This is a genomic window from Lacisediminihabitans sp., from assembly GCF_036569425.1.
Taxonomy (GTDB): domain Bacteria; phylum Actinomycetota; class Actinomycetes; order Actinomycetales; family Microbacteriaceae; genus Lacisediminihabitans.
In genome coordinates this window covers 20,496-33,531 of record NZ_DATCQQ010000086.1, presented here as the reverse complement: position 1 = coordinate 33,531, position 13,036 = coordinate 20,496, and the positions used below count along the sequence as shown (strand labels likewise).

Here is a 13,036-nt window from a genome sequence, read left to right as displayed (position 1 = left end):
ATGGCACCGTCCGCCCTGGCACCGTCCGCTTGGGCGTCGACAGCACCGCCACCGGGGTTGCCGGTCACCGATCGTCCGACCGGGCGAGGGCGGCAGCCACGGCCGCCGCTCGCTCGAAGGCCGCGCGCGGCGTGATCGAGCCGTCGGCGGCGGCGAGGCCGGCCGCGTAGCCGACGATGTAGGTCGTGAGGGGCGCCGCCGGGCGCATGACCTCGTGCGCGACGGTGCCGGCGAGGGCGAGCACGGCGTCCACATCCACGTCGATTCCGTCGACCGCGAGTTGCGCGCTGAGCCGGCCGGTCCACTCGGCGAGCGCCGCCATCTTCTCGTCATCGTTCTGTGCGGCCATGGGGGTCTCCTTGGGTACTGCAGCGGGGGCGTCGATGCCGAGTCGGGCGGCGTCTGCCCAGGTGTCCACGTCGCTCGTCGAGCCGGGCGGCACCGCCGTGTGGTCGAGGTCGAGTCCGGTGAGCAGCGCGCGCACGGAGAGGTTCTCGAGGCGGGAGGCATGCGAGCGCACGGCGGCGGCGAGCGACGCCGTGCGGTAGACCCCGGCGAGATACTGCGGATGCCCCGCCCCGTCGACCGCGATGGCCCCGTCGACCGCGCGGCCGGCTCGCTCGAGCAGCGCCGGCACGGCATCCGCGATCGCCGGCATGTCACAGGCGAGCACGAGCAGGTAGTCGGCGGGGGTGGGGCCGGCCAGCACCGTCACCCCGGCCGCGATCGCCGCCGCCGGTCCGCCGAACGCGGGCGACTCACGGACGACGAGCACCCCGGCCGGCACCACCAGCGCGGACGGGTCGCCCACCACGACCGTTCGCCCGGCCCCGGCCGCGGCATCCAGCGTCACCGAGAGCAACGCACGGTCGCCTCGCCGCAGCGCGGCCTTCGGCTCTCCGCCGAGCCGGGACGACCGGCCCCCGGCGAGCACGATGGCGTCGAAGTTCATGCCGACAACTCTAGGACGGCGGGCCAGCCGGTGAATCTGGCGCGAATCGGGTGCGGCGGCGGTGTGTCGGCGGTCCGGCGATGCTAGGCATGGTGCATGGGCAGAATCACGGTACGGCGCAGGGTCACTCGGGTCACGGTCGGCGGAGGGGCCGTGCGGCGCGAAGACCTGCTCGCCGTCGAGGAGCCGCTCGAGATCCGGGTCGGAGGCAAGGCGCTCGCAATCACGATGCGCACGCCGGGGCACGACTTCGATCTCGCCGCGGGATTCCTCGTGTCGGAGGGGGTGGTGTCGCGTGCCGAGCATTTCGCGGCGGCCCGCTACTGTGCGGGCGCGCCGGTGGACGGGGAGAACTCCTACAACGTGCTCGACGTGACGCTCGGGCCCGGGGTTCCGGCGCCCGATCCGAGCCTCGAGCGTAACTTCTTCACCACGAGCTCCTGCGGCCTGTGCGGAAAGGCCAGCATCGACGCGGTGCGCACGCTGTCCGCGTACGCCGTTGCCGAGGATGACCTGCGCATCGACGCCGAGCTGCTTGCGGCCTTCCCCGACCGGCTGCGTGCCGGGCAGGACGTCTTCGAGAAGACGGGCGGCCTGCACGCCGCGGCGCTCTTCGACGGGTCGACGGGCGAGCTGTTTGTGCTGCGGGAGGACGTGGGTCGGCACAACGCCGTCGACAAGGTCGTCGGCTGGGCGCTCACCCTGGGCCTTCTCCCGCTGCGCGGGATGGTGCTCATGGTCTCCGGCCGGGCGAGCTTCGAACTGACCCAGAAGGCCTCGATGGCGGGCATCCCGTTTCTCGCCGCCGTCTCTGCGCCGTCGTCGCTCGCCGTCGAACTCGCCGCCGAGATCGGGATGACGGTGGTCGGGTTTCTGCGCGGCCAGTCGATGGTCGTGTACTCGGGCGAGGAGAGGCTCGTGTCGGGCGTCACCACGGAAGCACCGGACTCTCGAGAGAAGCCGGGCTCTCGAGAGAAGCCGGGCTCTCGAGAGAAGGCGGTCGCGAAGTGACGAAGACGCCGATCAACGAGGGCAACTCCTACCCCGATCTCACGGTGACGCCGAACAAGGACTGGGCAGTCGGCCTGCCGGCGATCTACCACTCGATGGAGCCCGCAATCGCGCAGTTGGGCCTCACCCGAACCGCGAAACTGATGACGTCGATCAACCAGAAGGACGGTTTCGACTGCATGAGCTGCGCCTGGCCGGATCCGGACAACCGCAGGGTCCTGGAGTTCTGCGAGAACGGCGCGCGTGCGGTCACCTGGGAGGCGACCGCGGTCACCGTCCCGTCGAGCTTCTGGTCGGAGCACTCCCTCACCGACCTGCTCGACAAGTCAGAGTACTGGCTGGGAATGCAGGGCCGGCTTGTGGAACCGGTCTACAAGGCGGCGGGCTCGGACCACTACGAGCCGGTGAGCTGGGAGCGGGCGATTGCCATCGTCGCCGACCGGCTCACGGGCCTCGACTCTCCGGACGAGGCCGCGTTCTACACGAGCGGCCGCACCGCCAATGAGACGGCCTTCGTCTACCAGCTGTTCGCCCGCGCGTTCGGAACGAACAACCTGCCCGACTGCTCGAACATGTGCCACGAGTCGACCGGAACCGCGCTCGGCGAGACGATCGGCATCGGCAAGTCGACGATCGCCTACGACGACTTCGAACGCACCGACCTGATCATCATCATGGGCCAGAACCCCGGCACGAATCATCCGAGGATGCTGACCGCGCTCGAGGACACGAAGCGCTCCGGCGCGAGCATCGTCGCGGTCAACCCGCTGCCCGAGGCCGGCCTCCTGCGCTACAAGAACCCGCAGCGGGTGCGCGGGCTGCTTGGCAGGGGCACCCCGATCGCCGACCAGTTCGTGCAGATCCGGTCCGGCGGAGACATGGCGCTGTTGCAGGCCCTGTCCAGGCGCGTGCTCGACGCGGAGGACGCGAACCCGGGAACCGTGCTCGATCACGACTTTCTCGACCGCCACACCCAGGGCCTGGACGAATTCCGGGCGCACCTCGCGGACCTCGATGAGGATGCCGTGCTCGCCGCCACCGGGATCGCCGCGTCCGAGATCGACGAGCTGGCCGAGCGCTACCTCGCCGCGGACCGGGTGATCATCACCTGGGCGATGGGGCTCACGCAGCAGAAGAAGGCCGTCGACACGCTCAAGGAGATCATCAACCTGCTGCTGCTGCGCGGCAACATCGGAAAGCCCGGGGCCGGGGCGTCACCGATCCGCGGGCACAGCAACGTGCAGGGCGACCGCACGATGGGCATCTGGGAGCAGATGCCGCAACCGTTCCTCGACGCGATCGAGGCGGAGTTCGGCTTCGCCCCGCCGAGGGAGCACGGGATGGACGCGCTCAAGACGGTCGCGGGCCTCCAGCGGGGCGACGTGAAGGTGTTCTTCGCCGTGGGCGGCAACTTCGTCGCCGCCATCTCGGACACCGAGGCGGCCGAGGCGGCGATGCGCGGCACGGAACTCACGGTGCAGGTCTCCACGAAGCTGAACCGTTCGCACGTCGTGACCGGCAGGGAGGCGCTCATCCTGCCCACCCTCGGGCGCACCGATTTCGACCTGCAGGCGAGCGGCCCGCAGTTCCTGTCGGTGGAGGACACGGTGTGCGCCGTGCACGCCACCCATGGCAGCCTGCCGCCGGTCAACCCCGGGCTGCTCTCCGAGGTGTCGATCATCACCCGGCTCGCGACGGCCGTGCTCGGCGACACGGTGCCGGTGGACTGGGCGGGAATGGAGCGCGACTACGACGTGATCCGCGACCACATCAGCCGCGTCGTGCCCGGATTCGAGAACTTCAACACGCAGGTGCGGCGCAAAGGCGGCTTCGTGCTGCCGAACGGTCCGCGCGACTCGCGCACTTTCGCCACCGCGACCGGCAGGGCGATGATCACCGTCAACCACCTCGAGCACCTGGACCGGCCGGCCGGGCGCCTCATCCTGCAGACGCTGCGCTCGCACGACCAGTTCAACACGACGATCTACAGCCTCAACGACCGGTATCGCGGAATCCACAATGGCAGGGACGTGGTGTTCGTGAATCCGCAGGACCTGGTCGAACTGGGGCTCGCGGACGGCCAGCGGGTCGACATCTTCAGCGAGTGGATGGACGAGCCGGACCGCGTGCTCCGGGGCTACCGGGTGGTGTCCTACCCGACGGCGAAGGGGTGTGCGGCCGCCTACTTCCCGGAGGCGAACGTGCTGATCCCGCTCGGCAGCGCGGCGGACGGCAGCAACACCCCCGTCTCCAAGGCGGTCGTCGTGCGGCTCGAACCGGTGTCGACGGTGCCCGGTGTTCCCGCCTGACGCCGGCGTGCGGGGTCGACCGGGCCCACACGTGTCGAACGGGACCACTCGGGGCCGGGGCCGGAACGCGCAGCGGTAACGCGCCGCCGCCCAACCACCGGTAACGTTGTACCTGTGAAAACGTTCGACGATCTGTTCCTGGAGCTCAGCGAGAAGGCCGTGTCCCGCCCGGCGGGCTCCGGCACTGTCGCGGAGCTCGACGCCGGCGTGCACGCGATCGGCAAGAAGATCGTGGAGGAGGCCGCCGAAGTCTGGATGGCCGCCGAATACCAGTCGGACGACGAGACGGCCGAGGAGATCTCCCAGCTGATCTACCACCTCCAGGTGCTCATGGTGGCGAAGGGCCTGACGACGGCGGATGTCTACCGACATCTGTGAGCCGTCCGCCGCATCCGCCCCAGCACCTGAGAAGAGAATGACCGAAATGTTGCGAGTCGCAGTGCCCAACAAGGGCTCCCTGAGCGAAACCGCGGCCGAGATGCTCTCCGAGGCCGGCTACGCCGGCCGGCGGGACCCTCGCGCCCTCAACGTCGCCGATCCACGCAACGATGTGGAGTTCTTCTATCTGCGCCCGCGCGACATCGCCACCTACGTCGGCTCGGGCGCCCTCGACGTGGGCATCACGGGCCGCGACCTGCTGCTCGACTCCGGGTCGAGCGCCGTCGAGATCGCGAGTCTCGATTTCGGCTCATCCACCTTCCGCTTCGCCGGCCCGAGCGGTCGTTTCGGCTCCCTCGACGACCTCGCCGGGCACCGCGTCGCCACCAGCTATCCCGGCCTGGTCGGCGGGTTCCTCGCGAAGGCGGGTGTCACCGTCGACCTCGTCTCGCTCGACGGCGCCGTCGAATCCGCCGTGCGCCTCGGGGTCGCGGATGCCGTGGCCGATGTCGTGTCCACCGGTTCGACGCTGCGGGCGCAGGGCCTCGAGATCTTCGGCCCGGTCATTCTCGAGTCGTCCGCGGTGCTGATCAGCGCGCGGGACGATCTGCCGGGAATCGCCACGCTGCACCGACGGCTGCAGGGCGTGCTCGTCGCCCGGCAGTACGTGCTCATGGACTACGATCTCCCGCTCGCCCTGATCGAGGCGGCCTCGGCGATCACCCCCGGTCTCGAGTCGCCGACGGTGTCGCCGCTGCGCGACCGCGACTGGGTCGCCGTGCGCGTAATGGTGCCCCGCCAGGACACCAACCAGGTGATGGACGCGCTCTATGATCTCGGGGCGCGCGCCATCCTGGTGAGCCCCATCCACGCGGCTCGGATCTGACCATGCCCGTTTCTGTGCGTGTGATCCCGTGCCTCGACGTGGCAGCCGGCCGGGTCGTGAAGGGTGTGAACTTCGAGAACCTGCGCGACGCGGGAGACCCGGTCGAACTCGCGAGGCGATACTACGAGCAGGGCGCGGACGAGATCACCTTCCTCGACGTGACCGCGACCGTGGACAACCGGGACACGACGTACGACGTCGTACGGGCGACGGCGGAGCAGGTCTTCATCCCGCTCACTGTCGGCGGGGGAGTGCGCGGCACGGAGGACGTGAGCCGACTGCTCGCCAGCGGGGCCGACAAGGTCGGAGTGAACAGCGCGGCGATCCTGCGGCCGGAGCTCGTGGGCGAGATCGCCGACCGGTTCGGAGCGCAGGTGCTCGTGCTGTCGCTCGACGTGAAGCGCTCGGCGAGCACGGCATCCGGTTTCGTCGTCACGACCCACGGCGGCCGCCGCGAGACCACCCTCGACGCCCTCGACTGGGCCAGGGAGGTGATCGAACGCGGGGCGGGCGAACTCCTCGTCAACTCGATCGACGCGGACGGCACCAAGGCCGGCTTCGACCTCGAACTCGTGCGACTCATGCGTGAACTGTCGAGCGTGCCGGTGATCGCCAGCGGCGGTGCCGGTCGCGTCGAAGACTTCGCCCCGGCGATCGAGGCCGGCGCGGACGCCGTGCTCGCCGCATCGGTGTTCCACACTGGGGAATTGACGGTCGGCGATGTCAAGCGCGAGCTGGCCAGAGCAGGAATCCTGGTGAGGGAGAACCATGGCGTATTCGAGTGACGTGGCAGACAAGAGCGTGGATGCCGTGCTCCGGCGGGCGAGCTTCAACGGCGACGGGCTTCTTCCGGCCATCATCCAGCAGTGGGACACCCGCGAGGTGCTCATGCTCGGCTACATGGACGTCGAGGCGCTGCGCCGCACCCTCACGGAGGGCCGGGTCACCTTCTGGTCCCGTTCCCGGCAGGAGTACTGGCGCAAGGGCGACACGTCGGGCCACCGGCAGTACGTGAAGGGCGCGGCGTTCGACTGCGACTCCGACACCCTGCTCGTCTCCGTCGAGCAGATCGGTGCGGCCTGCCACACCGGCGAACACGCCTGCTTCGACGTCGACCCGCTGCAGCCGGTCATCGGTTCATCGAGCGACGAGGGAGCTTCCCATGAATGACACGACCTCCCGCGCCCAGTTCGATTCGCTGTTGGCCGACCACCGGGTCGTCCCGGTGATCCGGGAGCTCTTCGCCGACGGCGAGACCCCGGTGGGCATCTACCGCAAGCTCGCGGCCGGCGCGCCGGGCACCTTCCTGCTCGAATCCGCCGAGCAGGGCGGCATCTGGTCGCGCTACTCGTTTATCGGCGTGTCGAGTTTCGGCGTGCTCACCCAGTCCGCGGACGAGGGCGGCACGGATGCCGCGGTGTGGCTCGACTACGGACTCTCCGCCGAGCGCGCCCTCGGCGCCGATGCCCCGACCGCGCCGCTCGAGGCGCTCGGCCACCTCTACGAGCGGTGGGGAACGCCGCACGTGCCCGGGCATCCCCCGCTCACCGGCGGTCTCGTCGGCTTCATCGGCTGGGAGGCGATCCGCCAGATCGAGCGGCTGCCGAACGTGCCGCCGGCCGACTACGCGCTGCCTGGCCAGGCGATGAGCTTCGTCGCCGAACTGGTGGTCGTCGATCACCGCACCGGCAGCGTGCTGCTCATCGCGACGGCGCTCAACGACGGGGTGGAGTCCGGCGACGACCTGTGGGTCGGGGCGCAGGAGCGCCTCGACGGCATGCAGGCGCGGCTCGCCGAGCCGACGGAGGCGTGGCTCGCCGAGGTCGATCTCACCGTGCCGTCCACGCCGCGACCGCGCATGGAACCGGGCGCCTACATGGCCCTCGTCGACCGGGCGAAGCAGTACATCCGCGACGGCGACGTGTTCCAGGTCGTGATCTCGCAGCGCTTCGACCAGGAGATCACCGCGCACCCGATCGATGTCTACCGCGTGCTGCGAACCCTGAACCCGAGCCCGTACATGTACCTGCTCTCGCTGCTCACGCCCGACGGCGAACCGTATTGGATCGTCGGATCGTCGCCCGAGGCGCTCGTCAAGGTGGAGGGCGATCGCGTATACATGCATCCCATCGCCGGCTCGCGTCCGCGCGGAGCCAGCCCGGAGGAGGACCTCGCGCTGTCCGAGGAACTGCTGGGCGACGCGAAGGAACGGTCGGAGCATCTCATGCTCGTCGACCTCGCGAGGAACGACCTGCTCAAGGTGTGCATCCCGGGCACCGTGGAGGTGACCGAGTTCATGCGGGTCGAACGGTTCAGCCACATCATGCACCTCGTGTCGTCGGTCGAGGGCGACCTTCGGCCGGAGGCGAACTCGCTCGATGTGTTCCGCGCCACCTTCCCGGCCGGCACCCTGTCCGGCGCGCCGAAGCCGCGCGCGCTCGAGATCATCGACGAGCTCGAGGTTGCCCAGCGCGGCGTCTACGGGGGAGTGGTCGGGTACTTCGGCTTCGCGGGAGACCTCGACCTCGCGATCGCGATCAGGACGACGACCATCATCGGCGGCATGGCCCACGTTCAGGCGGGGGGCGGGCTCGTCGCCGACTCCGTGCCGGCGGCCGAGCACCAGGAGAGCCAGAACAAGGCGGCAGCGCCCCTCCGTGCCGTCGCAGTGGCCAACGCCATGCGCCGAGTGAACGGATGACCTCCGGCCGTCGGCTGAAGAGCGTCGGCCTGCTCGGCGGGCTGGTCGTCAGTGGGCTCACGCTCCTCACCTGGACGGGGCAGTGGTTCTCGGTGAAGCTCGGCGCATCCGGGTCAGGCACGACCACCCTCAGCGTCACCGGCGGGGTCGCCGCTCCCGGCCTGATCGCCCTCGCCCTTGCCGGCCTCGCCCTCGTCGCGGCCCTCGCGATCGCCGGGCCGGTGTTCCGGATCGTGCTCGGCGTGCTGCAGGCCCTCCTCGGCTTCACCGTGGCGTTTTCGAGCATCGTCGCCCTCGCGAATCCGGTTGCCGCGTCGTCCGCCGCCGTCACGGCCGCGACCGGCGTGAGTGGCTCCGCCTCGGTGTCCGCGCTCGTGCTGTCGGTGTCGCAGACCGCGTGGCCGTGGATCGCGGTCGTCGTGGGAGTGGGGACGATCGGGCTGGGGGTCTTCGTGCTCGCGAGCGCGCGGCACTGGCCCGGTTCCTCCCGGCGCTACCAGCCGGTGACGTTCGCACAGGCAGAACCCGGCGCCAACGCGGTCTCCGACTGGGACACGTTGAGCGGCGGGAGCGATCCGACGTCACGCTAGACTTTTGGCTGAACACCCACGAAGGAGACCTGTGAGCGACGAATTTCCAGAGCCAGGCGAAGGCAACTCGCCGGCGGCCTGGACCGCTGTGATCATCATGCTGATTGCCTTCACGATCGGCACCCTCGCGTTCTTCTTCGACCTTCCCGTCGTCGTCTGGGCGTCGGCGGTTCTCCTCGTGATCGGGCTGATCGTCGGCGCCGTGCTCGCCCGCATGGGCTATGGCGTCAACGGTGCGAAGTATTCGGCGAAGGACCACTGACCCGGTGTTAGCCGATCTAGTCGCCGGCGCCCTGCACGACGCCTCCGATCGTCGCGCCGGGCGCGGCCTCGCCGAGGTCGAGGCCGCCGCGCTCGCCCGCGAACCGGCCATCGATGCCCTCGTCGCCCTCGCTCCGGCCGACCGCGTGAAGATCATCGCCGAGGTCAAGCGGTCTAGCCCGTCCCGCGGTGCTCTCGCGGCGATCCCCGATCCGGCCGGTCTCGCCTCGTCATACGAGCGCGGAGGAGCGAGCGCCATCAGCGTGCTCACCGAGCGGCGAAAGTTCGGCGGGTCTCTCGCCGATCTCGAGGCCGTTCGCGATGCCGTGCGGCTGCCGGTGCTGCGCAAGGACTTCATCGCCGACCCGTACCAGGTCTTCGAGGCACGAGCCGCCGGGGCCGATCTGGTGCTGCTCATCGTCGCGGCGCTCGAGCAGGACACCCTGCAGAGCCTCTTCACCCTCACCCGTGAGCTGGGGATGACCGCCCTCGTCGAGACGCACAGCGCGGACGAACTCTCCCGCGCGCTCGACATCGGCGCCGGGCTCGTGGGCGTGAACGCCCGCGACCTCTCGACCTTCGAACTCGACCAGGAGCTCTTCGGGCGTCTCGCCGGGCACATCCCGTCCGGCGTCATCCGTGTCGCCGAGTCCGCGGTGAAGTCGGCGGCCGACGTGGCGCACTACCGGGAGGCCGGCGCAGACGTCGTGCTCGTGGGCGAGGCCCTCGTCACCGGCGACCCCGTGCGCACCCTCGCAGAATTCCTGGCCGTCTGATGGCACTGCGCGACGAACAGGGACCGTACTTCGGCGAGTACGGCGGCCGTTTCGTGCCGGAGTCGCTCATCGCGGCGCTCGACGAGCTCGACGCGGCCTACCGGGCTGCCAAGGTCGATCCGAGCTTCCAGGCGGAGCTCGCCGAGCTGCACGCGACATACACCGGTCGCCCGTCGATAATCACCGAGGTGCCCCGGTTCGCGGAGTACGCGGGCGGCGCCCGGGTCATCCTCAAGCGCGAAGACCTCAACCACACCGGCTCGCACAAGATCAACAACGTGCTCGGCCAGGCCCTTCTCGCGAAGCGGCTCGGCAAGACGAGGCTCATCGCCGAGACCGGCGCCGGCCAGCACGGGGTTGCAACGGCCACCGCTGCCGCCCTGTTCGGCATGGAGTGCGTGGTCTACATGGGCGAGGTCGACACGGAGCGGCAGGCCCTCAACGTGGCGCGGATGAGGCTGCTCGGGTCCGAGGTCATCCCGGTGACCGCCGGCTCCCGCACCCTCAAGGACGCCATCAACGAGGCGTTGAGGGACTGGGTCGCCAACGTCGATTCCACCCACTACCTGCTCGGCACCGTCGCCGGTCCGCATCCGTTCCCCGTCATGGTGCGGGACTTCCACAAGATCATCGGCGAGGAGGCGCGCCAGCAAGTGCTCGACCTCACCGGACGCCTGCCCGACGCCGTCACGGCCTGCGTTGGAGGCGGCTCGAACGCGATGGGCATCTTCCACGCCTTCCTCGACGACCCGGGAGTGGCACTGTTCGGCTACGAGGCGGCCGGCGAGGGCGCGGAGACGCCGCGGCATGCTGCGACCATCACCAAGGGCCGACCCGGCGTGCTGCACGGTGCACGCAGCTACATGCTGCAGGACGAGGACGGCCAGACCGTGGACTCGCACTCGATCTCCGCGGGGCTCGACTATCCGGGCGTCGGACCGGAGCACGCGTGGCTCGCGGACATCGGCCGCGCGCGCTACCTGCCGGTGACGGATGACGAGGCCATGAGCGCGATGCGCCTGCTGGCCAGGACCGAGGGCATCATCCCAGCCATCGAGTCCGCTCACGCCCTGGCCGGCACCCTGGAGCTCGGGCGCGTGCTCGGTCCGGACTCGCTGATCCTCGTGAACCTGAGCGGACGCGGCGACAAGGACATGGAAACCGCCGGCAAGTACTTCGACATCCTCGACACCGCGGCGCTGACGGCGGAACACGTCGACGACGGCGCCCGCGGGGACAACGCGTGACGGGCGTCGCTTCGGTGATCGCCGCGCGCAAGGCCGCCGGCAGCGGGGCCCTCATCGGCTACCTGCCCGCCGGGTTCCCCGACCTTCGCACGAGCATCGAGGCGGCCGTCGCGATCGCCGAGAACGGCGTCGACGTGATCGAGCTCGGGCTGCCGTATTCCGACCCGGTGATGGACGGCTCCGTCATCCAGGCGGCGACGCTCCAGGCACTCAATGCCGGGTTCCGCATCCGGGACGGCATCGACGCGGTGGCGGAGATCACCTCCCGAGTGAACGTGCCGGTGCTCGTGATGACGTACTGGAATCCGGTGGTGCAGTACGGGGTCGATCGCTTCGCCGACGAGCTTCTCGCCGCCGGCGGGTCCGGGCTGATCACGCCCGACCTCATCCCGGACGAGGCGCGTGACTGGCTCGCCGCCTCGGCGCGCACCGGTCTCGACCGCGTGTTCCTCGCCGCGCCGTCGTCCACCGACGAGCGGCTCGCCCAGGCGGTCGCGAGCAGCCGCGGTTTCGTCTACGCGGTCTCGACCATGGGCATCACCGGTGCGCGCAGCGACGTCGACAGCGCCGCGAAGACCCTCGTGGCGCGCCTGAGGGCCGTCGGCGCCACCTCGACCTGTGTCGGCCTCGGAATCTCGACGCCGGAGCAGGTGCGGGAAGTCCTGCAGTACGCCGACGGGGCGATAGTGGGCTCCGCCCTCGTCAAGGCCCTCTCCGACGGGGGAGTGCCCGCCGTCGCCGCGACGGCGGCCCGCCTCGCGACGGGCTGTACGCTTAGCTAGTTCTCCGCACCTCCGGTTCGAAAGGCACCCTGGATCTTGGTTCTCCCCGCAAGCATTCCCAGTCCCGACCAGTCGTGGCAGGTCTTCAATCTCGGCCAGTGGCTTCGGGACATCGGTCTCTCGTGGTTCGGCTACGACATCAACATCCGTGCGTATGCCGTCTGCATCCTGATCGGGATCGTCGTGGCGACGGTCATGACCTACTACCGCCTCAAACGCCGCGGCGCAGACGGCGGAGTCGTTCTCGACATTGCGCTGTGGGCGGTGCCGTTCGGAATCGTGGGGGCCAGGTTCTTCCACGTGGTCACCCACCCGGACGACTACTTCGGCCCGACCCACGCGTTCTGGCATGTCTTCGCCATCTGGGAGGGCGGCATCGCCATCTTCGGCGCCCTCGTCTTCGGCGCGCTCGGTGCATACGTCGGCTGCCGGATCGCCGGGGTGCGCTTCTGGAGCTTCGCGGACGCCCTCGCGCCGGGCTTGCTCCTCGCGCAGGCCTTCGGCCGCTTCGGCAACTGGTTCAACCACGAGTTGTTCGGCCTGCCCACCAACCTGCCGTGGGGGCTTGAGATCGAGTCGAGCAACCCCGCGTTCCCGGCGGGACTCCCGGCCGGCACCCTCTTCCATCCCACCTTCCTGTACGAGATCATCTGGAACGTCATCGGCGTCATCGTGATCCTCGCGATCGAGCGCAAGCACAGCTGGCGCCGCAGTGAGCGTTTCGGTCTGCCGGTGCCCGTGCCCGGCGCCTACCGCCTGCAGTGGGGCAAGGTGCTCGGCCTCTACCTCATCTGGTACGGAATCGGCCGCAGCTACCTCGAGTCGATCCGCATCGACCCGAGCCTCATCTTCCTCGGCGTGCGCACCAACATCTGGGCGGCGTGGGGCGCCATCCTCGTCGGCATCGTGATCATCGTCGTGCAGTCGCGCCGTCACCCCGGCCTCGAGCCGAGTGTCTATCTTCCCGGTCGCGAATGGTCGCCCGCCGCTGCGGTAGACTCTGACGACACGTACACGGACAGCGACGAAGATGGCAACGATGCCGAGGTCGACACCACAACACCGTCCGTCGCGTCGAAAGCCAGGAAGTCCGTCACAAGCGAGGCTGGCCCACGGTCGTAGTACAGACGACGTCACAGGTAA

Annotated in this window: 14 protein-coding genes; 13 read left to right on the top strand and 1 reads right to left on the bottom strand. The window is 69.6% G+C overall.

Annotated features, from left to right (window positions below):
* Positions 1–64: 64 nt before the first annotated feature.
* On the bottom strand, positions 65–952 hold the full coding sequence (locus VIM54_RS14860; RefSeq protein ID WP_331902489.1) for an NTP transferase domain-containing protein: 888 nt from the start codon (positions 950–952) through the stop codon (positions 65–67).
* 96 nt (positions 953–1,048) lie between these two features.
* On the opposite strand from VIM54_RS14860, the gene fdhD reads away from it, so the two are divergent.
* From fdhD to lgt, 13 genes are all read left to right on the top strand, one after another.
* Positions 1,049–1,963 carry a formate dehydrogenase accessory sulfurtransferase FdhD gene (gene fdhD / locus VIM54_RS14855; RefSeq protein ID WP_331902488.1) on the top strand — a complete coding sequence of 305 codons (915 nt, stop codon included), beginning with the start codon at positions 1,049–1,051 and terminating at the stop codon, positions 1,961–1,963.
* Positions 1,960–4,272, top strand: coding sequence for an FdhF/YdeP family oxidoreductase (locus tag VIM54_RS14850; RefSeq protein WP_331902487.1), 2,313 nt, complete (start codon positions 1,960–1,962; stop codon positions 4,270–4,272). Before fdhD ends, VIM54_RS14850 begins: the two co-directional genes overlap by 4 nt.
* Positions 4,273–4,386: 114 nt before the next feature.
* A complete protein-coding gene (locus VIM54_RS14845; RefSeq protein ID WP_331902485.1) occupies positions 4,387–4,650 on the top strand; it encodes a phosphoribosyl-ATP diphosphatase in 264 nt (87 codons plus the stop codon).
* A gap of 46 nt (positions 4,651–4,696) precedes the next feature.
* Complete coding sequence (gene hisG, locus VIM54_RS14840) at positions 4,697–5,536, top strand: ATP phosphoribosyltransferase (RefSeq protein WP_331902483.1); 840 nt, start codon at positions 4,697–4,699, stop codon at positions 5,534–5,536.
* 2 nt (positions 5,537–5,538) lie between these two features.
* A complete protein-coding gene (hisF, locus tag VIM54_RS14835; protein WP_331902481.1) occupies positions 5,539–6,321 on the top strand; it encodes an imidazole glycerol phosphate synthase subunit HisF in 783 nt (260 codons plus the stop codon).
* Entirely contained in the window at positions 6,305–6,706 is a 402-nt protein-coding gene (gene hisI / locus VIM54_RS14830; protein ID WP_331902479.1) for a phosphoribosyl-AMP cyclohydrolase, read from the top strand. Before hisF ends, hisI begins: the two co-directional genes overlap by 17 nt.
* Entirely contained in the window at positions 6,699–8,237 is a 1,539-nt protein-coding gene (locus tag VIM54_RS14825; RefSeq protein ID WP_331902477.1) for an anthranilate synthase component I, read from the top strand. The genes hisI and VIM54_RS14825 overlap by 8 nt, the downstream gene beginning before the upstream one ends.
* Positions 8,234–8,827 (top strand): Trp biosynthesis-associated membrane protein, encoded by a 594-nt coding sequence (locus VIM54_RS14820; protein WP_331902476.1) that lies wholly within the window; start codon positions 8,234–8,236, stop codon positions 8,825–8,827. The genes VIM54_RS14825 and VIM54_RS14820 overlap by 4 nt, the downstream gene beginning before the upstream one ends.
* A gap of 31 nt (positions 8,828–8,858) precedes the next feature.
* Complete coding sequence (locus VIM54_RS14815) at positions 8,859–9,089, top strand: DUF6704 family protein (protein WP_331902474.1); 231 nt, start codon at positions 8,859–8,861, stop codon at positions 9,087–9,089.
* Positions 9,090–9,093: 4 nt separating this feature from the next.
* On the top strand, positions 9,094–9,864 hold the full coding sequence (gene trpC, locus VIM54_RS14810; RefSeq protein WP_331902472.1) for an indole-3-glycerol phosphate synthase TrpC: 771 nt from the start codon (positions 9,094–9,096) through the stop codon (positions 9,862–9,864).
* The gene (gene trpB, locus VIM54_RS14805) at positions 9,864–11,111 is read left to right on the top strand and encodes a tryptophan synthase subunit beta (protein WP_331902470.1); all 1,248 of its coding nucleotides are present in this window, start codon (positions 9,864–9,866) and stop codon (positions 11,109–11,111) included. The genes trpC and trpB overlap by 1 nt, the downstream gene beginning before the upstream one ends.
* On the top strand, positions 11,108–11,893 hold the full coding sequence (gene trpA, locus VIM54_RS14800; protein WP_331902468.1) for a tryptophan synthase subunit alpha: 786 nt from the start codon (positions 11,108–11,110) through the stop codon (positions 11,891–11,893). The genes trpB and trpA overlap by 4 nt, the downstream gene beginning before the upstream one ends.
* Positions 11,894–11,929: 36 nt before the next feature.
* Entirely contained in the window at positions 11,930–13,015 is a 1,086-nt protein-coding gene (lgt, locus tag VIM54_RS14795; protein ID WP_414673231.1) for a prolipoprotein diacylglyceryl transferase, read from the top strand.
* Positions 13,016–13,036: the final 21 nt, after the last annotated feature.

What these genes read in the sequence shown, in the direction of transcription:
- VIM54_RS14825 (WP_331902477.1), top strand. Translation starts at nt 6,699, where the DNA reads ATGAATGACACGACCTCCCGCGCCCAGTTCGATTCGCTGTTGGCCGAC.
- hisF (WP_331902481.1), top strand. Translation starts at nt 5,539, where the DNA reads ATGCCCGTTTCTGTGCGTGTGATCCCGTGCCTCGACGTGGCAGCCGGC.
- VIM54_RS14820 (WP_331902476.1), top strand. Translation starts at nt 8,234, where the DNA reads ATGACCTCCGGCCGTCGGCTGAAGAGCGTCGGCCTGCTCGGCGGGCTG.
- hisG (WP_331902483.1), top strand. Translation starts at nt 4,697, where the DNA reads ATGTTGCGAGTCGCAGTGCCCAACAAGGGCTCCCTGAGCGAAACCGCG.
- trpB (WP_331902470.1), top strand. Translation starts at nt 9,864, where the DNA reads ATGGCACTGCGCGACGAACAGGGACCGTACTTCGGCGAGTACGGCGGC.
- fdhD (WP_331902488.1), top strand. Translation starts at nt 1,049, where the DNA reads ATGGGCAGAATCACGGTACGGCGCAGGGTCACTCGGGTCACGGTCGGC.
- VIM54_RS14860 (WP_331902489.1), bottom strand. Translation starts at nt 952, where the DNA reads ATGAACTTCGACGCCATCGTGCTCGCCGGGGGCCGGTCGTCCCGGCTC.
- hisI (WP_331902479.1), top strand. Translation starts at nt 6,305, where the DNA reads ATGGCGTATTCGAGTGACGTGGCAGACAAGAGCGTGGATGCCGTGCTC.